Raw genomic sequence first — 22,476 nt, 5'->3', positions numbered from 1 at the left:
AACCGGGCGGGGCACAGCGCGGCGTACGCCGGGCGGCAGGCGCGTTGCCCGGGTGGAGCCGTCGTCCGGGGGTGGAGCCGTGGTCGGCTACGTTACCGGGAAGTAGTTCCGCGTCCCGAAGGAGTCGCACGATGGCCGGACTGTTCGCCGTGGAGGGCAAGTCGGTGCTGGTGACCGGCGGTTCGCGGGGCATCGGGCTGATGATCGCCCGGGGCTTCGTCGAGGCCGGCGCCCGGGTCGTCATCTCCTCCCGCAAGGCCGACGTGTGCGCCGAGGTCGCCGCGCGACTGTCCAGGACCGGCACCTGCGAGGCGATCCCCGCCGATCTGTCCACGCCCGAGGGTGCGGTCGGGTTGGCGGAGGCCGTCGCGCGGCGCCACCCGGCCCTGCACGTGCTCGTGAACAACGCCGGCGCCACCTGGGGCGCGCCGCTGGAGGAGTTCCCGGACAGCGCGTTCGACAAGATGTGGGCGACGAACGTGAAGCCCGTCTTCCGGCTGACCGTGGCCCTGCTGCCCGCCCTGAGGGCGGCCGCCACTGAGGACGACCCCGCCCGGGTCATCAACATCGGCTCGGTGGACGGCACCCGGGTGCCCAGCATCGAGAACTACGCCTACGCGGCCAGCAAGGCGGCCGTGCACATGCTGACCCGCAACCTCGCCCACCAACTCACCGGCGACCACATCACCGTGAACGCGATCGCCCCCGGCCCGTTCGACAGCAAGATGATGGCGTTCGCCCTGGACAACCCCGCCCTGCGGGCGGAGATCGCCAGGGAGGTCCCGCTCGGGCGCATCGGTCGCCCGGACGACATGGCCGGCGCGGCGATCTACCTGGCCTCCCGTGCCGGGTCATACCTGACCGGCGCGGTCATCCCCGTGGACGGCGGCCTATCCACGCGCTGATGCGTCCCGTGGATGCTCCAGGCCCGGTCGGTGGCCGGGCACCAGGACCGGTCGGGGGGTTAGCGACCGGCGAGCAACCGGTTGACGGCGGCGTCCACGTCGAGGTGGTCGGTCTCCCGCCCGCGCGGCACGACCACGTACGTGCGCCGCAGGAACCGCACCAGCACGCTGCGCGGCACCTCGAACAGCGCGTTACCGTCGGGCGACGACAGCGCCAGCGCCACGAAGTCCCCGCGCGGCGTCGCCCACGGCCAGACCCGCACGTCGCCGATGCCGGCCGGCTCGTCCAGCCCGGTGACCAGCAGTTCCCGGGCGAACGACCAGCTCACCGCCTCTCCGCCGGCGGACTCCGCGTGGAACAGCACGTGCACCGCGTACGGGTCCGCTGGGTCGTAGCGCAGGCTGGCCCGGACCGGCAGCGCGGTGGCGTCCGGCGCGACCAACCGCAGCGACGTCTCGACCTCGACGGTCGACGGTCGAATAGCACTCATTGACGTACTCCCCCCGGCACCGCTGCGAAGCATGATCGCCCCGCTCTCCCATACTCAGGTGACCCTCTTTGATTACGCTCCGCCATACGCTGACTTCACCCAGTAGTGGGAAGGTGGGTCCAAGGCCGCCCTGAAATGAAGCTTCTTCAGGTACCATCGCCGCTCGCTGGCGTTATCCATGGGCCACCCGGCGTCGGGTGTGGTTCAGACGTCGACTATCTCCGGTAACGTCTGGTCATCGTGTTCAGTGACGGGCTGGGCGATTCTCGGTGGTGAAATGGCGACATACGGCCGGAACCAGGCACGAACCTCATCCCCGTCACCCGACCCGGACGAAGCCACCCCGGAACCTGCGCGTCGCCGGTCGCCCTCCCGTACCTCTTCCCTCCTGGCCGCGATCCGCGCCAACCGCACCGGCAGGATCGCCCTCAAAGTCGGGGTCGCCCTCGCCGGAGCCCTCGTCGTCGCCGTCGGCGCCGCCCTCATCCCGCTCCCCGGCCCCGGCTGGCTCATCGTCCTCGCCGGCCTCGCGATCTGGGCGGTCGAGTTCGCCTGGGCCAAGCACCTGCTGCACTTCACCCGCGCCAAGCTCCGCCGCTGGACCCGCTGGGTCGCCGCCCGCCCCTGGCCCACCCGCCTGGCCATCGGCGCCGCCGGGCTGGCCTTCGTCGCCGTCGTCGTCTGGCTCTCCGTGAGGTACAGCTTCGGCGTGGACCTGTGGGCAACCTGCTGGGAGTACGTCACGACGCACTGACCCCGGATGTGCGCCCGAGGGGCGGCATCGGGTACAGTCAGCAGCGCTCCGGGCGATTAGCTCAGCGGGAGAGCACTTCGTTCACACCGAAGGGGTCACTGGTTCGATCCCAGTATCGCCCACCCACATAACATCAGGTCAAGGGCCGGTTTCCCATCATCGGGGCCGGCCCTGTTTCGTCTCTCCGGCCGGCCTCGGGAGAAATCTGGGAGACGATCTTGGCTGTCATGTGTCAGCCCTCCGCCCGCAGCAGCCCATCCAGCACCGTGACGGGTGAGCCGGGCGCCATCGACCGGCGCGCGTCCAACGCCGCCTCCCACAGGCCGGTCAGACCGTCCAGGAACTGGCTGCGCATGCCCGCCGTGACGTGCGAGTACCGGGCCTGCACGGAGCCGTCCTGATGACCCATCCGCTCATCCATCAGCTTGGCCGGCGGTGCCCAGCTCCTCCATGAGCGTCTTGTGCGTGTGTCGCAGCCCGTGCGGCGTCAGGCCCGACGCGACCGGTAGCCAGCAGGCGTCCGCCCGGCCGGCTGCGGTCAAACTGCCGATATTGGACGCTCCCTGGCAGGACACCGTGTCCGGTCGGTACTTCGGGTGGAGATGCCGGCGGGCCATCCTGAACGGCGGGCAGGTGTTCGTCCTGGAGTACCTCATCTGCCCGTCCCGGACGGCCTTCGAGACCTCGCACGTTGGTGCCTCGCTCTCTCCGACGAAGCGGCTCACCCCGGCGCGCACGTCCACCTCGACCCGGGCATCATTCCGCTGGCGTTGGAATCGATGCCGCTGATGCTGGCACGCGACCCCACGAGCGCAACCGCCGGGCGACACCAGGGCAGTGCCTCCGGCGGGTAGAGCCTCCGGCTCTACGATTCGGTGCCGGCCTCCGGCGGCCAGGGCTTCCAGCCCTGGACCCGGGCGGTAGACGCCTCCGAACCGTTCGACCCAACGCAACACGGGGGCCACGCGCCGTTCGGGCCGGGATCTTGGCGGGAGATCCCTCATCACCGCACCTACGGAGCCCTCCGACGCGACAGCTTGTCCAGGTCGCGCACGCAGAAACCGTGGTGTTCCCATTCCTCGTTGAGCACAGTGCCGAGGCATTGCCGGACGCGCCGGCCCTTGGCATAACGGGGGTCATCTGTCGTCGTCCGGCACCGGCGCGAGCTTTGCGAGCTGCTCGGGTGTGACCTCGGCCAGCCACGCCTCAATCTCCGACGCCTGCCGATCGCGCACGGTTAGCACTTCGTCGAGACCCGGCCGAACGGACCTGTCCAGCCCCAGCCCCTCCTGATCCGGCACGAACGGAGATGCCAGTCCCATCGCCGTGAACGGCTCGGCCAGCCCGAGTATGCAGCGCCGAAACCACGAGTCGTGCACGAAGACAAGATGACGCAGAGTCTCGACCATCGATCACTCGCCGTCGACGCCGAGATCCTCGCTGCCCTCGGCCATCGACCCGGCCCGCTCGATAGTCGTCGCCCACGCCTTCCGCAGCTGTCGCCAGGCCTCGCGCAGGTCGGCCGGTTCATCGGAACGGATCAGCAGCGGCACCGGGTGCCGGCGGTCGAGTTCCGCCTCGTCGACCTAACCAATCGCCGACCGGCAGGTCAGGACAGCTCTCCGCAGCCTTCTTGAGAGCCCCGTGGGGCTGGGCGTAAGTTTACGCACTACATAGATATCGACCTGAGAGGGCTTGACGTGGTCCAGGAAGGTCGGCAGTCTTCGTGGTCCCGAACAGCGGGTCGCTGGATCTGATGCGATGAAGGAGCGGAGGCCCCGCTCCTTCATCGCATCAGAGGCGTCGGGATGCGCGAACGTGCCCTTGCCGGCGACGCTGTAGGCGAAGGCCGATGGCTGGAGTTCGCGCAGCGCCCGTCGGCGGTCATGGAGGCCACGCCGTAGAGGTCGGCCATCATGCGCCCGGACGGGCTGCCAATCCGGGCATCGGCTGCGATGCCCGGCCACTGCACGACACCAACCGCGCCCACGCCCTGGGCGGCACCGCCGCACTCAGCGCGTCTACCTGGTGCTCAGGCGGTAGGCGTGGATGATCGTCTGGGTCACCTTGTTACCGGCGGCGTCGGTCGCCGTGGCCCGCAGCGAGACGAAGCCGCCACTGCTCGGATGTCGGACCGTGGCGGTCCAGCCATCCGGGCACGTCTTGATCTGCGCCTTCAACCAGGTCGCGCCATCGTCGTACGAGACCTCGACGGCCAGCTCCGTGATCTTTTGCCCGGGGGTGCCCGGTTGCCCCTCGACGGTGACCGGAATGTCGAAGGATCTCCCCGCCCGGGCGGCGTTGTTCGCATCCAGGGCGGGGGTGAACCGCACCGCGGACAGCGGCAGTTTGACCGGCTGGTCGCCGTCGGCGTGGCCGGAGCGGAACGTCCACACCGCGCTGAGCCTGGTGGTCAGGTCGCTGACGCTACGCGTGTCGGCCACCTCCAGGCGGTAGTTGGCGGCCCGCGGCGGTACCGCGAAGCGCCCGGATCCCGAGTCGGGGGATTCTCCGACCAGGACGCCGTCGCGGTACAGGGCGGTACGGGCGCTGTCGGTCGGAACGAGCGATCCGGCGTGACCGGCGCGGTCCCCGTACAGCGGGAGGCCGACATTGATCACGTCGCCGGTGCGGCTGGCCCAGCGCCACGGTGCCTCACCGATCTGCTTGAACGCTGGCCCGATCGGGCCGGCGTTCCACTCGTCGCGGTACTCGTCACCTGCCCGGTAGGCCATCGGCTGCTGGTATAGCCGGCCCTGCGGCACGAGCCAGCCCCCGTCGTCACGGGTGCCCAGCCACAGCATTGAGGTCCAGCGCACACCGTTGGTATTGACGTACTCCACCCGAGTCGCGGGTAGGGAGGTCGGGACGTTGAGCGCCGAGGAGGAGGAGTGGGGCGGGCTGAATGACGGGAACACCATCCGGGTCGCGGACTGTCCGGGTGCACTCGCGGCGAAGCGTTGGTGTGTGGCCGCGAGGTCCTTGGCTCGGTAGTTCTTGACGAACCCGGCCGGCAAGCGGCCCGGGAAGGCCTCCGCAGTGGCGTACAGGTAGGGACTGTCGGTGAAGTCGCCGGCCCCGTCGGGTCTGGCCCACTGCGCGGCCACCGTGCCGACCAGTTCGTCCGGCGTCACCGGGTCGCCGACCTGCGCCATGCGGACCTCGCCGAAGCTGTATCCGGTCAGGAACATCCCCGCCGCCAATGACTGGAACGACTGATAGAAGGTGTATCCGATGTCGACGATGGCCAGTTGGGCGTGCGGCTCGGGCACGGTCATCGAGACGGGTTTCGCCGCGCGCGCGTCCAGGGTGATGGCGAGGTTCCGGGTCAGGTCGACGACCGGCTGGACCAGTAGGGCGGTGCCCTGCTCCGAATCGATGTACGCGCCCAGGTTGTAGCGCCCCTTGGGCAGCCGCACGGTCGAGGTTCCGTCCGCGTCTACCACGGGCCAGTCCCACGCGTTCCGGTCCCACCCGTTCACACTCGCGAAGGCGGCCTGCGTGGCCGAGCCGTTCTGGTCGAGGTAGGAGATGGTCAGGTCGTAACTTTCCTCTTCCTTGTTGACGCCGAGCGGGGTGATCACGCCGCTCTGGTCGGCGGTGGCGATCAGTGCGCCCGGGTAGAGCCCGGTCGGGCCGTCGACGGATGTGTCCACGGTGATCGTCACCGGTGCCTGGCCCCCGGCGGGCACGGCCACCGTGTCGGTACTGGTGGCGAACATCCCGGCGGGTGAGGCGGCGCCGCCGGGGCCGGTCGCGCTGAGGTGCCGGACTCGGCCGTGTAGAAGTCGTCGACTGTGCTGCCCATCGCGGTGCCGGTGGCCCTGGCGGCAACGATATCCACCCCGGGGGCGGTGATGTCCGGCTTGACCGCGCCGTCGCCGATACGCGGGCCCTCGCTCGAGAAGTCGGCCAGTGCGTCCGAACGGTCCACCGCGCCGACGGTGAGCGCCGCGTCGGCGCTGCCGGGTGAACTCACCGTGCCCGCCCTGCCGTCGTTGCCGGCGGCCGTCACGAACAGCGTGCCGTACTTCTTGGACAGTGTGTCGACCGCCTCCTCCAGCGGATCGGCGTCCGGGCCGTCGGGGCCGCCGAGGCTGAGGTTGACCACGGCGGCTTTCTTCTCCGCGGCGGCCCACTGCATGCCGGCCAACACGGCAGAGTCGGGGCAGCCGCGAAGGTCGCAAACCTTGCCCGAGACCAGGGTGACGTCCGGGGCGACGCCCTTGTACCGCCCGCCGGAAGCGGCTCCGCTTCCGGCATGATCGAGGCGACATGCGTACCGTGTCCGACCGCGTCGCCAGGTTGCCCGGCGGTGAAGTTGGTCGAATCGGCGACCTTGCCGGCCAGGTCGGGGTGGGTGGTGTCGACTCCGGTGTCCAGCACCGCGACGGTCACCCCCGCCCGGTGTACCCGGCCTGCCAGGCTGCTGGTGCGCCGATCTGCGGCACGCTGCGGTCCAGCGACACCTGGCGCCGACCGTCGAGCCAGACGCGGCGTACGCCACCCGCGGTAGCGGAGCGCCGCACACCGCTGGCCAGGGTCAACGCGCTCCACAGTGCACCCAGGCCATCCTTGTTCGCCACCACCGCGGCACCGCCCACCGCCGGGAGTTCCCGGACCACTCGGGTACCCGGAGTGGAGAGAGTGCCGCTGGCCGCGACGCGGGCCGACGTGCCGGCGCCGTACTGCACGATCAGCGGCACGGTGTCCCGCTCCTCATCCCGGTAGCCGGCCTTGACCAGGCCCGCGACGTCGAACAGCCGTCTGTCGACCGCACCTGCGCGCACCAGCGCCTGCGCATCGTGCGGGATCACATACACGCTGCCGCCGGCCCGCTCGACGGCGAAGCGAATGCCCGTACGCCCCCTGCCCGGTCGTACCGAGAGGTGCTGGCCGTCGGCGGACAGCAGCGAGACGCGGTCACCGGTCAGCAGCGTCACCGTGTCCGCCCGTCCGGGGGTTCTCGTTCGCCGCAAGGGCCGACGCGGTATCGGCCTGGCCGGCGCCGGCGTGGACGAGGGCCAGTGCCACGCCGACGACGACCGCCACGCGAATACGTTCAGTCAACGCGAGATGTTCCTTTCGATCGAAGTGCCAGTAGCGCGCGTACACGGCCCGACCGCTCTTCGACCGCGAGCAATGCCCCACCGGCTCACCACGTACGGCGGCGGGGTCGGGCGAGGCGATCTCGCCCAGGGCGCGCAGGCCGGCGATGATCTCGTCGGCGCCGGGGGCGTGGTCGGGGTCGACGATCCGACGCGGGCCAGCGACTGGCCATCGCGGTCGCGGTGTTCGCGGCGCAGCTGGTGCTCAGCGACCGGTGGATGCGCGGCCACCGGTGCGGCCCGGTTGAGTGGCTGCTGCGCGCCATCACCAACTGGTCTCGCCCCGCCTGGCGCCGCTGACCCAACCGACACCGGGCGACGAGACGGTACGCGGGCGCCCGTGTACCGTCCCGTTCGCGTTACGGGCCTTCGGGAATCTGGCTGTCGATGTCGGTGAGCCGTTGGCGGGTGTGTTTGACGGAGTTCAGGAGTGCGTTGTAGAGGCCCTGGGCGGACTCGAGAGGGGTGCGGGTGGAGACCGTGTAGGGATCGGTCTTGACCTGTTCGGTGACGGTGTCGAGCCAGCGGGTGGGGACCTGCTCGATGCCGTTGATGGCGGCGGCCCAGCCGCCCGCGATGTAGGCGCGGCAGTCGGTGTCGCGGCCGAGGTTGACGCCCTGGATGATGGCCTGCTCGACGTTTCCTCCGGCGGTGTGGAAGACGGCCATGCCGGAGGAGAGGAGTTCGACGGCGTTGGACATCCAGTGGCCGGTGTACTTCTGGTCGAACAGCGGGCGTAGTTCGCGCCAGTCGGAGACGGTGCGGGCCCAGGTGAGGCCGGCTTCGACTTCGAGGCGTGGGTAGTAGGTGAGTTGGTCGAGGGCGACGTTGATGACGTCCTCGACGGTCGCACCGGGTTTGAGTCCTTCGGCGGTGCCGGCGGCGATCGCGGCGGCGACTTCGAGGGCGTAGTTGTCGCGTGGGCCGCGGATGTCCTTGATGCGGCCGACGTCCAGGGCGTCGATGGCGGCCTGGGCCGGGTCGCAGGCGTTGATGACGCCGATGGCGTGCATCATCTTGGCGGTGCCGATCATGCCCGGGAAGGTGGCGTAGCGGCCGTTTTCCCAGGGGAAGACGCCGGCCTTGAGGCCGTAGTAGATGACCTGGTCCTGGGGGCCGAGGAGGTAGCCGAACCTGGCCGGGTCGATGTCCCGGAGCCAGATCCGGGCGAGATCTTCGACGGTGATCCGGCCGCCCTTCTCGATGATCGCGGTGACCGCGAGGCGGTGGCGTTCGTGTCCGTCCTCGCTCATGCCCGGGGGGCGGTCGTGGACGTGCCACACGAACGGATGCCCCCACGGCTGTTCCAGCATCGCGTAGCCCCGGTCACCGGCGCTCTGCCCCATGACGGGACGGCTGCCCCACTTGTTGACCTGGGGTAGCAGTTCGGTGACCAGGCCGTACTGATCTTCGATCTGGTCCCAGGTCAGGCCCTCCATGACGTCACCCATCGAGTTGGCGATCGTCGTGGCGGCCTCGATCCCGTAGATCCGGTCAAACAGGGTAGGCACGCTCGCTCCTCACTCCCGGCGTTCGGAATACCGTACGCCACGCACCGATGCGGGGGAAAGGCTTCGATTACTCGGGGATACCGGGGCACGACCGGCGTGTCATACCAGGTGGAGAGGTACGTGATCAAGTCTTGACGACGGACTCGGTGTACCGCATACAGTGCTCGGCATGACAGTCAACAGTGGCTGGGACCCCCGACCCGAGAGTGCGGGCCTGTTTCAGCAGCGCGGCGAGCAGGCCGTAGCGTCGGTACCGGATCTGGCGTCCCCGGAGCTGCTAGACCGGATCGTCGCGGTGGAGACCGCGGCGACGGTCGGTCACTCGATGGGCGATGTGACCGAAGGGATGGACTGGACCGAGATCGAGGCGAAGTACGGCCTCGTGACCGAGCTTCTCCCGCAGCCCAACAAGTGGCGGGATTCGCGGCCGAATCTGCCCGTCAGGCGAGGCTATGCGAACGTGTACACCGTTCACGACCGCCCGCCGGGCATGAGCGAGGACGGTCACGAGCGGCATCGGCTGAGCGCGACCGCCGTCATCGAAAAGAAGGGTCGGGTCACCGTCGAGGACGTGGCCAGGATCTGGATCAGGGACATCGACCCGGCCAGGTTCGGGATCCTGCTCGGTGGTCAGGACCAGGTGATCTACTACTCCGCCAAGGCGGGAGTGCCGCCGTGGGAGATCGGCAAGTTCGCCTACTTCCCGGGCGCCTGGGGTGTGACGGCCATGATGATCCCGATCGGCGTGGTGAACGTGGGGAACCCGAAGCAGGCGGCACTCGACGCGCTGGACGTGGGCCGGCTGAAGGACCTCTCGGGGGTCAATGGCAACTACGCCCTCGAGATCGCGTCCGCGGTCGCCGCCGGCGTCGCGGAAGGGCTGAGCAAGGACGCCACGGCGGAGAGTGTGGTCCAGGCCGCGCTGGCTCACCTTTCGCCAGAGCCGCGGGCCGAGGTCGAACGTGCCATCGAATACGTTCCGGCCGGTGGGGACTGGCGCAAGCTGCGCGAACTGCTCGACACCTACTACAAGGGCCGCACCATCCTGTGGCCGGTCGAGACTTTGGGCACGGCGCTCGCGTGCTTCTGGGTGACTCAGGCGAACCCCTATGAGGCAGCGGTGGCCGCCACCAATCTCGGCCGGGACACCGACGGCCGCGCCTGCGTGGCCACCTCACTCGCGGCTGCCCTGCGGGGGACTGCCGCCCTGCCGCCCGAGTGGGAGCAGATTATCAGCGAGCAGGTGGTCAACGACCCGTACACCGTCGCACAACGGACGCCACGGGAGACGGCCGCGGGTCTGTACGCGGCGGCCAACGCCAACCTCGCGGAGATCCGGCGTCAGCTTGACCGGGTCGGCTGAATCAGCTCGGTGAACATGGCCTACGCGAGGACCGCGCGCCGCGCGACGGGGGCGCCAAGCCCCTGGCGCGCTCAGACGAACCCACCGCATCTCAAAGAGGAGATTCAGTGAACCTTTGGAATTCACGAGCGCGGGTGAAAGCCATGGTTGCGCTGAGCGCAGCCCTGGCCCTGCCGCTTGCCGCCTGCTCCGGGAACTCTGCCGATACCGACACCGCCCAGCCGCTCGACAGCAGCAAGCCGGTGACCCTGCGCATCGCATGGTCGGGTTCTCAGGACCGCACGGATCGCACCCTCAAGGCGATCGACCTGTTCAAGCAGAAGCATCCGAACGTCACGGTCAACTATGAGTCGACCACGTCGACGAACTTCTGGGACAAGCTGACGACCCAGGTCGCCGGCGGGAACGCTCCCGACATCATCCAGATGTCCGGGCAGACCCTCAAGCAGTACGTGACGAGCGGTGTGCTGCTGAACATCGAGCCATACGTCGATAACGGCAGCATCGATCTCAGCGATTGGGAGAAGCCGCTCCTCGACGCCCAGACGATCGATGGGGTGCTGTACGGCATTCCGCCGGGCGTCGACGCGCACGCCATCATCTACAACGCGACCAAGCTGCGGCAGCTCGGTATTGCTCCGCCCACGAGCAACTGGACCTGGGATGACTACACCAGGATGGTCTGCGAGATCCACCAGAAGGGCGGAGCGAAGTACTGGGGCAGCGAGGACGGCGCCCCGCAGTACGAGCTCCTGCAGGTCTTCCTGGCCCAGCGCGGCAAGAAAATGTTCCAGGACGGAGGCGGCCTCGGGTTTGCCGACCAGGACGTCAAGGATCTATGGGCCATCTGGGGGGACCTCCAGAAGCAGGGCTGCGTCGTTCCGCCGGCCGTGCAGCAGGAGAACGGTGCCAACCCCGAGGGCTCCCCGGTGGTCAAGGACTTCGGTGCGATGGACTGGACCACGTCGAGCCAGTTCGAAAACTTCGTGAGCCTGACCAAGGACCAGTTGGGGCTCGTCACGTATCCGTTCGCCAACGACGGCACTCCGGGACAGGTCTGGCGTGCGGGCATGGCCTGGAGCATCACGAAGAACAGCAAGAATGCCGCCTGGGCAGCCGCGCTGATCAACTTCATGGTGAACGATCCCGACGCCGGCTCGGCGCTGGGTACGAGCCGTGGGGTGCCCGCATCGCCGGCGATCCGCAAGCTCGTCGAAGGCACAGCGGACGCGGCCGCGAAGCAGACGTTCGACAACCTGACCCTCGTGCAGGCAACCGAGAGCGCACAGATCACTCCCGTCTTCCCGGCCGGCTTCAACGACTTCAACAAGGCATACCAGTCCGCCTACTACAACTATGCGTTCGGACGGGTCGGTCTCGACGACGCCGTCAAGCAGTTCATGACAGCGGCGACCGCGGCAGCCAGTGAGTAAGAATGACCGTGCAATCGGCACTGAAAGGTAGGGTCGCGGCCGACCATGGGTCCACGCGGCGCATGCGGCGCGGTGTCTCCGAGGGGCTTGCGGGATACCTGTTCCTGATCCCCTGGTTCATCGGGCTCGCGGTGATTGTCGTCGGCCCCATGGTCGCCTCGCTCTACCTTTCCTTCACCAACTACAATCCGCTCGGATCGCCCAAGTGGATCGGTCTGGACAACTACACCCGGATGTTCACCGCCGATCCGCGCTACCTGAAGGCGGTTCGTGTCACCGTCACGTACGTCGTCCTGTCGGTGCCACTCCAGCTGGTTTTCGCCCTCCTCCTGGCGCTCGCCCTGGACAAGGGCATGCGGGCGCTCAACTTCTACCGCTCCGTGTACTACCTGCCGTCCCTGCTCGGTGGGTCGGTGGCGATCGCCCTGCTCTGGCGGCAGGTATTCGGCGACAGTGGCCTGGTGAACCAGGTCCTGGGCTTCTTCGGAATTCACGCCGGGAGCTGGATCGGTGACCCGGACACGTCGTTGTACACGCTCGTGACGCTCAGCGTCTGGATGTTCGGTGCCCCCATGATTATCTTTCTGGCCGGCCTGCGGCAGATCCCGACGATGTACTACGAGGCGGCAATGGTGGACGGGGCCGGCCCGCTTCGGACGTTCTTCAAGATCACGCTCCCGCTGCTGAGTCCGGTCATCTTCTTCAACCTGATCCTCCAGACCATCAGCGCCTTCCAGGCATTCACCCCGGCGTACGTTGTCAGTGACGGCACCGGTGGCCCGGTCGACTCCACCCTCTTCTACACGCTCTACCTCTACCAAGAGGGCTTCCCGAACCTTCGCATGGGCTATGCCTCGGCCTTGGCCTGGGTGCTGCTGGCCGTGATCGGCATCATTACGGCGATCAACTTCGTCGTGTCGAAGTACTGGGTCTTCTACGGCGACGAAGGCTAGGGACAATTGCCGTGAACACGAAGTCCACCTTCAGGACCCCGGCGGGTCGATTCCTCCGGCACCTCGTTCTGGTCGGGTTCGGCTTGGTTATGATCTACCCGCTGCTGTGGATGATCTCAAGCTCCTTCAAGCCGGAGGACGAGATCTTCACCGACAAGAGCCTGATCCCCAAGAACGTCACCCTCGAAAACTACGTGCACGGGTGGACGGCACTGCCGAACTCATTCGCGACGTTCTTCATCAACTCCGGGATCATCGTCGCCGGTGCTATTGTCGGAAACCTGTTTGCCTGCTCCCTGGCGGCATTTGCGTTTGCCCGGCTGAAGTTCCCGCTGAGAAAGCTGTGGTTCTCGATCATGCTGGGCATGCTGATGCTGCCCCACCACGTCATTCTGATCCCGCAGTACATCCTGTTCTCCAAGCTCGGCTGGGTGAACACGTTCCTTCCGTTGATCGTGCCGAAGTTCCTGGCCACGGACGCGTTCTTCATCTTCCTCATGGTCCAGTTCATCCGGACCCTTCCGCGCGAACTGGACGAGGCCGCACGGATCGATGGGTGCGGGTTCTTCGGGACATTCTTCCGGGTGATCCTGCCGCTTGCGCGGCCGGCGCTGGCGACCACCGCGATCTTTACCTTCATCTGGACGTACAACGACTTCCTGACTCCGCTGATCTACCTGAGCAGCCCCGAAAAGGCCACTGTCCCGCTCGCCCTGCGCTCGTTCATGGACGCCGAGAGCGGATCCTCGTTCGGCCCGCTGTTCGCCATGTCGGTCGTCGCGCTGGCGCCAATCTTCGGCTTCTTCATCGCGGCCCAGAAGTACCTGGTCCGCGGGGTCGCCACAACCGGACTCAAGTAGGGAGGACTCGATGGAGCGGATCGAACTGGGCGGCACCGGGCCGCATACCGGGCGGATAATCCTGGGGACGATGACGTTCGGCGCCCAGGTCGACGAGCGGGAAGCCGAACTGATGCTGCGGGCCGGCCGGGAAGCCGGGATCACGATGTTCGACACGTCCAACAACTACAACGGTGGCCGGTCGGAGGCGATCCTCGGACGAATCATCAAGCGGTACCGCGACGACGTTCTCATTTCCACGAAGGGCGGGAGCACGGTAGAGCAGGCCGACGACTCGATCAAGGGCCTTGGCCGAAAGGCGCTGACCCGGGCGGTCGATGGCAGCCTGAAGCGCCTTGGCGTCGATCACATCGATCTGTACTACCTGCACCGGCCGGATCGGTCGACACCGATAGAAGAGACGCTGGAGACACTGAGCGAACTCGTGGCGGCGGGGAAGATCCGGCAGCTGGGCCAGTCGAACTTCGCGGCGTGGCAGATTACCGAGATCAACTACCTCGCGCGCGCCCATGGTTGGCCCGAGATGCCGGTCTCCCAGCAGATGTACAGCCTCGTCGCCCGCCGGATCGAGGCGGAGTACGTCGAGGCTGCTGATCGTCTCGGCCTGACCACCATCGTCTACAACCCGCTCGCCGGTGGGCTGCTCACCGGCAAGCACCGGCTCGACAGCACCCCGGCGGTAGGCAGCCGGTTCGCCAAGGAAACCTATCGGGAGCGGTATTGGAACCGGGCGCAGTTCGTCGCGGTAGAGCGGCTGCGGAACATCGCCCGGCAGGCGGGACTGAGCCTGCTCGAGCTCGCGCTCCGGTGGGTGCTCGGCCGGCCCGCCACGCACGCGGTGCTTTTGGGCGCGTCGAGCCTGGAGCAGCTTCGGGCGAATCTCGCGGCGATCAACGGGCCGCCTCTTGACGAAGCGACTCTCGCCGCATGCGACGTCGTCTGGAATGAAGGCCCCGCCGGATCGGCGCCGGCATACAACCGCTAGAGAACCCGGGACCCATAAATGAAGATTGTCGATATCCGAGCAACCACCGTCGCGATCCCGCTGGAGGCGCCACTGCGACACGCCAACGGCGGCCACTGGGGACGATTCGTGCGCACGATCGTCGAGGTGGTGACGGACGAGGGGCTCGTTGGGGTCGGCGAACTTCGAGGCAGCGGAGCCGAGACGGAGCGGTCGCTCGTCGGGCTCAAGAAGTATCTGGTGGGACACGACCCCTTCAACCTCGAAGCCATGCGGTTCATGTTGCTCAACCCCACCGCGGCGTTGTACGGCAACCGCACCGCCCTGCACTCGGCCATCGAGTTCGCCTGCATCGACCTGATGGGTAAGTACCTCAACGTCCCCGCGTCGCAACTCTTTGGTGGCCGCCTGAGGGAGAACATCGCTTTCGGCTCCTACCTGTTCTTCCGCTACCCGGCGGAGGACGGCAGCGGGGAGATCTCCGGACCCGAACAGCTCGTGGCGCATGCCCGCGAGCTCAAGGAAGCGCACGGGTTCACCTCGCACAAGCTCAAGGGCGGCGTCTACCCACCGCAATACGAGCTCGACTGCTATCTGGCGCTCGCGGCGGCGTTCCCGGACGATGGCCTGCGGTACGACCCCAACGCGGTGCTGAGCGTTCCGGACGCCATCCGATTCGGCAAGGCCATCGAACATCTGCGCAATGACTACTTCGAGGACCCCACCTGGGGTCTGGAGGGCATGCGGCAGGTCCGCGAGCGGGTGGCGATATCGCTTGCGACCAACACGGTGGTGGTGAACTTCGAACAGTTGGCGAGCAACGTCCTGCGCCGGGCGGTCGACATCATCCTCCTGGACACGACCTTCTGGGGTGGCATCCGATCCTGCCTCAAGGCCGCGGGCGTGTGCGAAACGTTCCAGATCCAGGTGGCGATGCACTCGTCGGGGGAGTGTGGCATCCAGTTGGCGACGATGCTTCACCTGGCGGCCGTTATCCCGGCCCTGCCGTTTGCTATCGACAGCCACTACCACCATCTGAAGGACGACGTCATCGTCGGCGGCAAAATGCGGTACACCGACGGGAAGCTACCGGTGCCGACCGGCCCCGGTCTCGGTGTCGAGCTCGACCCGGAGCGGATGGCGCAGTACGCGGCCTATTACCGCGAAACGGGCAATTACGTATACGACCGGGACGACCGGCGGCGCGGTTGGTATCCGCTCATTCCCAACGAGCGCTGGGCGAGCTGACAGAGGATGGTATAGTGAATACCGAGTACCAAAGCCCAGATCCGTGGGATGGGAGAGATGAACACACTGGCGCCGATCGAGGCGGCCAACCTCTCGGAGCTGTCCGTCGGCGCCCTCAGAAGGGCGATTGTGTCCGGTTCGCTGGCGCCGGGGGAGGTGCTACGCGACCGGCAGTTGGCGGAGAGCCTCGGGGTCAGCAGGACCCCGGTCCGCGAGGCGCTTCACCGCCTGCAGTCAGAGGGGCTGGTCGAAGCCCGCGGGCGGAGCGGCTGGGCGGTCTCCGCCTTCACCGAGCAGGACGTGCGGGAGATGTTCGGCGTGCGGATGCTGCTGGAGCCGGCGGGGCTGGACCAGCTTGCGCGGTCGGGAAGCCAGGCGCAGTTGGAGGCCATCGCCGGCCAGTTTATCGGTTTTCATCATCCCGTCCCGCCCGAGCGGATGGAAGAGTACTTCGACCGCGACGACCGATTCCACAAGACGATTGTCGCCGCGACCGGCAACAGCAGAATCATCGGCTTCTACGCGATCCTCAGCATTCACATCAACCGGGGTCGGTACATCCTGTCGGGCTCTCGCTCGGACCGGCTGGAGGACACCCTGGACGAGCACAAGGCGATCACGTCCGCGCTCCTGAGGCACGACTTTCCGAAGGCCCGAGCGGCACTGGTGGATCACCTGCGGACCGGCGAAGAACTCATGCTCCGACAGGTGCGACTCAGGAACGGCTGACCCCTGCCGCGGCTCCGGGACGGAGCCGGCCGTGAGTACCGCGACTCCGTACACCGGGCCCGCAGCAAGCTCCGTGCCTCTCCGGAGGGTCGCCCTGGACGAACTGCGGGCGCATTGCGCGGCGATTCTTCAGGGGTCCGGACTGCCTGAAGGCCCGGCCGATCTGGTGTCGGACTCCCTTGTGGACGCGGAAGCGCGCGGGATTTCCTCCCACGGCGTGACCCGGGTGCGGATCTATTCCGAGCGGCTTCGCGCCGGCATGATCGATCCCCGGGCCGTTCCGGAGCTGGTCGCGAACACACCCGGACGGATTCGCGTCGACGCACACAACGCGGTGGGACATCTCGGCGCCCAGGCCGGCCTCGACGCGGCTATCGCCGGCGCCAAGACCGACTATGTGGCGATCGCCGGCGTGGCGAACTCGAACCATTGCGGGACGCTGGGCTACTTCACCCGGCGGGCCACCGACGCAGGACTGATCGCGGTCGGCCTGTCGACCGCACCCCCGACGATGACCTACTTCGGCGGCCGTTCGCGAGCCGTCGGAACGAACCCGATCAGCATCGCGGTGCCCCGCCCGGATGCCCCGCCCATCGTCGTCGACATGGCCACCAGCGCAACCGCACGCGGGAAGATCACCCTCGCCAGCAAGCTGCGTCAGGACATCCCGGCGGGCTGGGCGGTCGACCCGGACGGTCGTCCCACGACGGATGCCGCGGCCGCTCTGCACGGATCGGTGGTGCCGTTCGGCGGAGCGAAGGGGTCCGGTCTGGCGATGATGGTCGACCTGCTGGCGGGTGCCATGGTCGCCGCGGTGACCGGACCGGACATCGGTGACATGTACGAGGACTACACGCGCACCCAGCGCGTGTCCCACCTGTTCATGGCGCTTGACCCGGAGGGTTGGGTGGGACGCGACGCGTTCCTCGACCACGTCGATGTATTCGTCCGGCGCTTCACGCACCTGCCGCCCGCCGATGGGGTCGAACGGTTGTTGCTGCCAGGCGAACCCGAGCAGCAGCGCTTGGCGCGTGCCCAACGCGAGGGCGTTCTGCTAGCCGAGGCCGTCACAGCGGACCTCGACGCGATCGCGGACGAGGTCGGCATCGGCCGACGTGTATCCATCCAGCCCGACTGATCTACCAGCGAGGACCGATCATGGCCGTCGAATGCCTGCTTCACCCCGAAACCCCCCTGCCCGATCCCGAACTGATCCGCCGAATCGAACGGCTGGCCACCTCCCTGATCTCCGACGTCTTTGGGCGATGGGCCGGGACCACCGGTCTGTATCCGGTCGCCGCGCTGGCACCGGGCCGGGTAGTCGCAGGGCCGGCTTTCACCGTCCGGACCCGTGCGGGGGACAACCTCGTCGTGCATAAATCCCTCGACCTGATCCGGCCAGGGGAGATCCTGGTGGTGGCGGCGGGCGGCGCCACCGATCGGGCCATCCTCGGTGGCCTGATGGGGCAGTACGCAAGTACCCGGGGCGTCGCGGCGATCATGGTGGACGGTGCCGTCCGCGACCGCTCCGACCTCGAATCGTGCGCGCCACCGGTGTTCGCCAAGGGCCTCAACCACCTGGGCCCCTACAAGGACGGGCCAGGTGAGCTGCGCTGCCCGGTCGCGCTGGGTGGGGTCGCGGTCGAGGACGGCGACATCGTCGTCGGCGACGAGGACGGTATCGCCGTCCTCCCGCGTTGGTGTGCCGAGGACATCGTCGCTCTCGCCGAAGCCAAGCAGGTCGCTGAGGCTCAGGAGGCGGCCGCCATTTCGCGCGGGGAATGGGACCGGAGCTGGATCGACCGCGCGCTGCGCGTTCGGAGTACCCCACCGATCGGAGAGCGCCAGTGATCGACACGATAGGAGCCGCGAGCGGCGAAGCTCTTCCGCCTCAGCGGGTCTATGGCAGGACCGACGACGAGTCGAGCCTGCGCGAGATCGCGCGTGTGATCCGCCAGGACATCATCCGGATGCTTGCCTGCGCACCCAGTGGCCACACCGCGGGTCCGCTCGGCATGGCAGAACTCCTGACCGCCCTGTACTTCAACGCCATGCGGCACGACCCCGCCAACCCGGACTGGCCGGAGCGGGACGTGTTCTTCCTGAGCAATGGACACACGGCGCCGGTCCTCTATGCGGCGCTCGCCCGTTCCGGCTATTTCCCGGTCGCCGAGCTGGCAACGCTGCGCCGGCTCGGCTCGCGGCTTCAGGGCCACCCGGAACGGAAGACGTTGCCGGGCATAGAAAGCACGAGCGGCCCGCTCGGTAGCGGGCTGTCGCAGGCGGCCGGATACGCCCACGTCCTGCGGAACATCAAGCGGGTTCGAGGCAGGTTCGTCTACACCGTCATGGGCGACGGCGAGATCAACGAGGGCAACGTCTGGGAAGCCGCGATGTTCGCCGGTAAGTACCGCCTCGGCAACCTGATCGCCTTCATCGACCGCAACTACATCCAGATCGACGGTGCCACCGAGGACGTGATGCCGCTCACTCACCTGCGCGCCAAGTGGGAGTCCTTCGACTGGCACGTGATCGAGATCGACGGCAACAGCGTGCGGGCCGTGGTGGAGGCGATCCAGCTCGGCAAGGCGGTCAGCCACGCGCCAACGATGATCATCGCCAACACGGTGCCCGGTAAAGGGGTGCCGTTCATCGAGTACGACCATCGCTGGCACGGCACGATCCCCTCGTCCACGCAGGCCGAAGAAGCCCTGCGCATCCTGAACGGCGGCCTGGACGCATGACGACCTATCCGATCGCACCCGACGCGCTCACCAAACCCCACCTCGAACCGATTCGCTTCGGGTTCGGGCGGGGGCTGCTCGCCGCCGGCGAACTCGATGAGCGGGTAGTCGCGTTGTGTGCGGACCTCACCGAGAGCACGCGGATGCACCTGTTTCGGGACCGGTTCCCCGAGCGGTTCGTCGGGGTCGGGGTCGCCGAACAGAACCTGGTCACCGTGGCCGCCGGCATGGCCCACGCCGGTATGATCCCGTTCACGAGCAGCTATGCGGCGTTCAGCCCCGGCCGGAACTGGGAGCAGATCAAGACGACCGCCGCGCTGAACGATCAGCCGGTCGTCGTTGTCGGATCCCATGCCGGCGTCAACGTGGGGTACGACGGCGCCACCCACCAGATGCTCGAGGACATCGCGATCATGCGCGTGCTGCCCAACATGAGAGTGATCGTGCCCGGCGACAGCCTCGAGGCGGAGCGAGCGACGCGAGCGCTCGCGGCCGATCCGGCCCCGTCATACCTGCGCCTGGCCAGGGACAAGACCCCGATCTTCTCGACGCCGGACTCGCCTTTCGAGATCGGTAGGGCATACCTGCTCGCCGACGGACGGGACGTCAGCCTGATCGCCACCGGCACCATGACCTACCACGCACTCGTCGCGGCCGATGCGCTCAGCCGCAAGGGGATCTCGGCAGAGGTCGTCCACGTCCCGACCATCAAGCCCTTGGATTCCGCGACGATCCTTTCCAGCCTCCGCAGGACGGGGCGTGCGGTCACGATCGAGGAGGCACAGGTGGCCGGCGGGTTGGGCGGCGCAATCTGCGAGCTGACCGCCGCCGAACATCCGGTCCCGGTACTGCGATTGGGAATGCGGGACCGCTACGGCGAGAGCGGTGGATCCACCGAACTGCTGGAGAAGTTCCGGTTGACCGGCACGCAGATCGCCGAGGATGTGGACCGGCTTATCCAGGGCTGAAAGCACCCGGTGAAGCCGTGGCGGCCGGGTTGCCGGTCGGCGGACGGGTGCCGTGTCAGGCCAGGCCGGCGTCGTGGGCGAGGAGCGCTATTTGGGTGCGGTTGTCGAGGTCGAGCTTGGTCAGGATGTGCGACACGTGGGTCTTCACGGTGGCCAGGGTCATGTCGAGCGCGGTGGCTATCTCGGCGTTGGTGCCGCCCCGGCCGATCGCGACGACGACGTCGTGCTCGCGCGGGCTGAGCGCCGCGAGGGTGGCCCTGGCCCGGGCGTACGCGCCGGCCTGGACGGCGACCCGGTCCATCAGCCGGCGGGTGATCCGCGGGGACAGGATCGGCTCGCCGGCCGCGACCTGCCGTACCGCCTCGGCGATCCGGGCCGGCGGGGTGTCCTTGAGCAGGAAGCCGCTGGCCCCGGCACGCAGCGCGTGCAGGATGTTCTCGTCGGTGTCGAACGTGGTCAGCACGATGATCTCGGGCGGCCGCGGGCGTGCCCGTAGGCGGCGGGTGGCGGTGATGCCGTCGACCCGGGGCATCCGCAGGTCCATGAGCACGACGTCGGGGGCGTGTGCGTCGGCCGCGGCCGGCACCTGCTCCCCGTCGGCGGCCTCGCCGACCACCGCGATGCCCTGGGCACCGTCGAGCATCATGGTCAGCCCGGCGCGGACGAGCGCGTCATCGTCGACGACCAGTACGCGCACCGGCGGGGTCACGCCGGCCATGGTATCGAGGCGTGCAGCCGGAACTCCCCGCCGACCGTCTGGTGGTCGAGCCGCCCGCCGGCCAGGTGCACCCGCTCGGTGAGCCCGACCAACCCGGCGCCCCCGGACCATCCGGGCGGCGTCGCACCCTCCGGTGCCAGCGCGTTGCGGACGTCGACCTCCAGGCCCGCGCCGGGTCCGCCGCGCACGGCGACCCGGACCGGCTGGCCGGCGGCGTGCTTGCGGGCGTTGGTCAGGCCCTCCTGGATCACCCGGTACGCCGTGCGGGCCACCGACGGGGGCGCCTCGGCCGGCTCGTCCACCGCCTCGCGCAGCAGCACCTCGGTGCCGGCGTCGCGGGACTCCTCGACCAGGCGCGGGACGTCGGCCAGCACCGGCTGCGGGCGGCTGCCGTCGCTGTCCGGCACGTCGTCGCGCAGCAGCGAGATCACCTCACGCAGTTCGTCGAGCGCCTGGTGCACGCCGTCCCGGACGACGCCCGCGGCCCGGGACAACCGCTCGGGTGAGGAGTCCGGCCGGTACTCCATCGCGCCGGCGAACGTGGCCAGCAGCGACAGGCGGTGGGCCAGGACGTCGTGCATCTCCCGGGCGATCTTGCGGCGTTCCAGCATGCGCGCCTCGGCCACCCGGCGGCCCTGCTCCGCCTCGGCGCGGCGGGCCCGCTCGTGCAGCGAGCGGATCAGCGCCTCGCGGGCCTGCGCCCACGCACCCCAGGCGAGCAGCGCACCGTAGCCCAGGGTGACCAGCGCCAGCCACCAGCCGTACGAGATGCCGCCGTTGGACCGCCAGGCACCCTGGACCGCGTGCGCGGCGAGCCCGGCCACCGCCACCGCGATCGCGACCGGGGAGCGCCGGCGCCGCGCCACCTGCAACGCGCCGATCGTGGCCGGCGGGGTGGCCGCCGGCGACACCGCGGCCAGCACGGTGAGCACGGCCGTGGTGGCGGCCGGCCGCCACCGCGTCAGCGGCGTCAACAGCCAGCTCAGCGCGCCGGCCGTGAGGTCGAGCGCGAGCAGCGGACCGAGCGGGCGGTCGCTCCACCAGCCCAGGATCGTTGCCGCGACCAACACGCCGGACGCGCCCAGCAGCACGGCGAGGGCCGCGGTACCCGGCCGGCGGTCACAGTCTTCCGGCCCGAGGGAGAAGCTGTTCACCCGGCGAGGCTAACCGGCGGCTGCTGGGGGCCGACACCTTCCAAAGTTGGTGGTCGAGCTCTCCTAAGCGAGAGTCGGCGCGGCTCGCGGTCCGATGTGCCCACCGGCCCGGACCGCGACGCTCATCGGCATGACGAACGACATGCAGCGGACCGACACGACCAGGACCACCGCACGGCGCACCGCCCGCGCGATCACCATCGCCGGCGCGGTGGCCGGCGCCCTGCTCCTCTGGGTCGTCAACGACCCCTGGGCCGGCATCGACCTCACCGTCCGCCAGGGCGACACCACCCAGCACATCGATCCGCCCGCCGTCGCGGTGGCCGCGCTGGTCGCCGGCCTGGCCGCCTGGGGCCTACTCGCGCTGCTGGAGCGCACCGTGGGCCACCCCGTGCGGACGTTCCGGATCATCGCGCTGATCGTGCTGGCGCTCTCGCTGGTCGGCCCGCTGGGCAGCGGCGTCGGCACCAGCAGCCGGTTGGTGCTGCTCGGCATGCACCTGACCGTCGGCGCGGCGCTGATCATCGGCCTGCCCGGCCGCCGGAACTGCCGATAAGGATGGACATCACGCCG

25 protein-coding genes, 1 tRNA gene and 3 pseudogenes are annotated in these 22,476 nt (G+C 68.5%); 17 read left to right on the top strand and 12 right to left on the bottom strand.

Annotation, left to right across the window (positions count from 1 at the left end; genetic code table 11):
• Window positions 1-131: 131 nt before the first annotated feature.
• Window positions 132-905, top strand: coding sequence for an SDR family oxidoreductase (locus KJS59_RS09595; RefSeq protein ID WP_213452205.1), 774 nt, complete (start codon window positions 132-134; stop codon window positions 903-905).
• A gap of 59 nt (window positions 906-964) precedes the next feature.
• Here KJS59_RS09595 and KJS59_RS09590 read toward each other — a convergent pair whose 3' ends face one another.
• Complete coding sequence (locus KJS59_RS09590) at window positions 965-1,396, bottom strand: SsgA family sporulation/cell division regulator (protein WP_213452203.1); 432 nt, start codon at window positions 1,394-1,396, stop codon at window positions 965-967.
• 277 nt (window positions 1,397-1,673) lie between these two features.
• Here KJS59_RS09590 and KJS59_RS09585 point away from each other — a divergent pair, with 277 nt between their 5' ends.
• A complete protein-coding gene (locus tag KJS59_RS09585; RefSeq protein WP_213452201.1) occupies window positions 1,674-2,150 on the top strand; it encodes a PGPGW domain-containing protein in 477 nt (158 codons plus the stop codon).
• A gap of 50 nt (window positions 2,151-2,200) precedes the next feature.
• Window positions 2,201-2,272: transfer RNA gene (locus tag KJS59_RS09580), tRNA-Val, on the top strand.
• A gap of 110 nt (window positions 2,273-2,382) precedes the next feature.
• On the opposite strand, the pseudogene KJS59_RS09575 reads toward KJS59_RS09580, so the two are convergent.
• Window positions 2,383-2,686 (bottom strand): annotated as a pseudogene (locus KJS59_RS09575) (tyrosine-type recombinase/integrase); the annotation flags it as partial.
• A gap of 66 nt (window positions 2,687-2,752) precedes the next feature.
• Between KJS59_RS09575 and KJS59_RS32485 the strand changes: the two are divergent.
• The gene (locus tag KJS59_RS32485; RefSeq protein ID WP_456316011.1) at window positions 2,753-3,004 is read left to right on the top strand and encodes an Imm32 family immunity protein; all 252 of its coding nucleotides are present in this window, start codon (window positions 2,753-2,755) and stop codon (window positions 3,002-3,004) included.
• 282 nt (window positions 3,005-3,286) lie between these two features.
• On the opposite strand, the gene KJS59_RS09570 is transcribed toward KJS59_RS32485, so the two are convergent.
• From KJS59_RS09570 to KJS59_RS09555, 7 genes and pseudogenes are all read right to left on the bottom strand, one after another.
• Window positions 3,287-3,559 (bottom strand): DinB family protein, encoded by a 273-nt coding sequence (locus KJS59_RS09570; RefSeq protein WP_213452198.1) that lies wholly within the window; start codon window positions 3,557-3,559, stop codon window positions 3,287-3,289.
• Window positions 3,560-3,562: 3 nt separating this feature from the next.
• Window positions 3,563-3,703 carry a hypothetical protein gene (locus KJS59_RS09565; RefSeq protein ID WP_213452196.1) on the bottom strand — a complete coding sequence of 47 codons (141 nt, stop codon included), beginning with the start codon at window positions 3,701-3,703 and terminating at the stop codon, window positions 3,563-3,565.
• 468 nt (window positions 3,704-4,171) lie between these two features.
• Window positions 4,172-5,872, bottom strand: coding sequence for a hypothetical protein (locus KJS59_RS32480; protein WP_249714010.1), 1,701 nt, complete (start codon window positions 5,870-5,872; stop codon window positions 4,172-4,174).
• The gene (locus KJS59_RS32475; RefSeq protein WP_283775760.1) at window positions 5,815-6,354 is read right to left on the bottom strand and encodes a S8 family serine peptidase; all 540 of its coding nucleotides are present in this window, start codon (window positions 6,352-6,354) and stop codon (window positions 5,815-5,817) included. The genes KJS59_RS32480 and KJS59_RS32475 overlap by 58 nt, the downstream gene beginning before the upstream one ends.
• 116 nt (window positions 6,355-6,470) lie before the next feature.
• Window positions 6,471-6,536, bottom strand: a pseudogene (locus KJS59_RS32470) (hypothetical protein); the annotation flags it as partial.
• An 8-nt stretch (window positions 6,537-6,544) separates the two neighbouring features.
• On the bottom strand, window positions 6,545-7,093 hold the full coding sequence (locus KJS59_RS32465; protein ID WP_249714009.1) for a hypothetical protein: 549 nt from the start codon (window positions 7,091-7,093) through the stop codon (window positions 6,545-6,547).
• Window positions 7,074-7,265 (bottom strand): hypothetical protein, encoded by a 192-nt coding sequence (locus KJS59_RS09555; RefSeq protein ID WP_213452194.1) that lies wholly within the window; start codon window positions 7,263-7,265, stop codon window positions 7,074-7,076. The genes KJS59_RS32465 and KJS59_RS09555 overlap by 20 nt, the downstream gene beginning before the upstream one ends.
• Before the next feature lie 155 nt (window positions 7,266-7,420).
• Here KJS59_RS09555 and KJS59_RS32160 point away from each other — a divergent pair.
• A pseudogene (locus KJS59_RS32160) lies at window positions 7,421-7,558 on the top strand (DUF418 domain-containing protein); the annotation flags it as partial.
• Window positions 7,559-7,617: 59 nt separating this feature from the next.
• Here the strand turns inward: KJS59_RS32160 and KJS59_RS09545 are convergent.
• Window positions 7,618-8,769 carry an ADP-ribosylglycohydrolase family protein gene (locus tag KJS59_RS09545; RefSeq protein WP_213452192.1) on the bottom strand — a complete coding sequence of 384 codons (1,152 nt, stop codon included), beginning with the start codon at window positions 8,767-8,769 and terminating at the stop codon, window positions 7,618-7,620.
• Between the two features lie 169 nt (window positions 8,770-8,938).
• Between KJS59_RS09545 and KJS59_RS09540 the strand changes: the two genes are divergently transcribed.
• From KJS59_RS09540 to KJS59_RS09490, 11 genes are all read left to right on the top strand, one after another.
• Window positions 8,939-10,132, top strand: coding sequence for an ADP-ribosylglycohydrolase family protein (locus tag KJS59_RS09540; protein WP_249714026.1), 1,194 nt, complete (start codon window positions 8,939-8,941; stop codon window positions 10,130-10,132).
• A 107-nt stretch (window positions 10,133-10,239) separates the two neighbouring features.
• Window positions 10,240-11,565: an ABC transporter substrate-binding protein gene (locus KJS59_RS09535; protein ID WP_213452189.1), complete on the top strand. Its 1,326-nt coding sequence runs from the start codon at window positions 10,240-10,242 to the stop codon at window positions 11,563-11,565.
• 2 nt (window positions 11,566-11,567) lie between these two features.
• Window positions 11,568-12,518, top strand: coding sequence for a carbohydrate ABC transporter permease (locus KJS59_RS09530; RefSeq protein WP_213452187.1), 951 nt, complete (start codon window positions 11,568-11,570; stop codon window positions 12,516-12,518).
• 11 nt (window positions 12,519-12,529) lie between these two features.
• A complete protein-coding gene (locus KJS59_RS09525; RefSeq protein WP_249714008.1) occupies window positions 12,530-13,378 on the top strand; it encodes a carbohydrate ABC transporter permease in 849 nt (282 codons plus the stop codon).
• 10 nt (window positions 13,379-13,388) lie between these two features.
• A complete protein-coding gene (locus KJS59_RS09520; RefSeq protein WP_213452185.1) occupies window positions 13,389-14,363 on the top strand; it encodes an aldo/keto reductase in 975 nt (324 codons plus the stop codon).
• 18 nt (window positions 14,364-14,381) lie between these two features.
• Window positions 14,382-15,590 (top strand): enolase C-terminal domain-like protein, encoded by a 1,209-nt coding sequence (locus tag KJS59_RS09515; protein WP_213452183.1) that lies wholly within the window; start codon window positions 14,382-14,384, stop codon window positions 15,588-15,590.
• Between the two features lie 57 nt (window positions 15,591-15,647).
• Window positions 15,648-16,319: a GntR family transcriptional regulator gene (locus tag KJS59_RS09510; RefSeq protein WP_213452181.1), complete on the top strand. Its 672-nt coding sequence runs from the start codon at window positions 15,648-15,650 to the stop codon at window positions 16,317-16,319.
• A 31-nt stretch (window positions 16,320-16,350) separates the two neighbouring features.
• Window positions 16,351-17,457 carry an Ldh family oxidoreductase gene (locus tag KJS59_RS09505; RefSeq protein ID WP_213452179.1) on the top strand — a complete coding sequence of 369 codons (1,107 nt, stop codon included), beginning with the start codon at window positions 16,351-16,353 and terminating at the stop codon, window positions 17,455-17,457.
• 20 nt (window positions 17,458-17,477) lie between these two features.
• A complete protein-coding gene (locus KJS59_RS09500; RefSeq protein ID WP_213452177.1) occupies window positions 17,478-18,170 on the top strand; it encodes an RraA family protein in 693 nt (230 codons plus the stop codon).
• Entirely contained in the window at window positions 18,167-19,063 is an 897-nt protein-coding gene (locus KJS59_RS09495; RefSeq protein ID WP_213452175.1) for a transketolase, read from the top strand. Before KJS59_RS09500 ends, KJS59_RS09495 begins: the two co-directional genes overlap by 4 nt.
• Window positions 19,060-20,031 carry a transketolase family protein gene (locus tag KJS59_RS09490; RefSeq protein ID WP_213452173.1) on the top strand — a complete coding sequence of 324 codons (972 nt, stop codon included), beginning with the start codon at window positions 19,060-19,062 and terminating at the stop codon, window positions 20,029-20,031. Before KJS59_RS09495 ends, KJS59_RS09490 begins: the two co-directional genes overlap by 4 nt.
• Window positions 20,032-20,086: 55 nt before the next feature.
• On the opposite strand, the gene KJS59_RS09485 is transcribed toward KJS59_RS09490, so the two are convergent.
• Window positions 20,087-20,749 carry a response regulator gene (locus tag KJS59_RS09485; protein WP_213452171.1) on the bottom strand — a complete coding sequence of 221 codons (663 nt, stop codon included), beginning with the start codon at window positions 20,747-20,749 and terminating at the stop codon, window positions 20,087-20,089.
• Complete coding sequence (locus KJS59_RS09480) at window positions 20,737-21,903, bottom strand: histidine kinase (RefSeq protein ID WP_249714007.1); 1,167 nt, start codon at window positions 21,901-21,903, stop codon at window positions 20,737-20,739. The genes KJS59_RS09485 and KJS59_RS09480 overlap by 13 nt, the downstream gene beginning before the upstream one ends.
• A gap of 130 nt (window positions 21,904-22,033) precedes the next feature.
• On the opposite strand from KJS59_RS09480, the gene KJS59_RS09475 reads away from it, so the two are divergent.
• A complete protein-coding gene (locus KJS59_RS09475) occupies window positions 22,034-22,459 on the top strand; it encodes a DUF6069 family protein (protein ID WP_213452169.1) in 426 nt (141 codons plus the stop codon).
• Window positions 22,460-22,476 lie beyond the last annotated feature (17 nt).

Source organism: Rhizomonospora bruguierae, from assembly GCF_018397995.1.
Taxonomy (GTDB): Bacteria; Actinomycetota; Actinomycetes; order Mycobacteriales; family Micromonosporaceae; genus Rhizomonospora; species Rhizomonospora bruguierae.
This window is presented reverse-complemented; position numbering and strand designations above follow the sequence as displayed.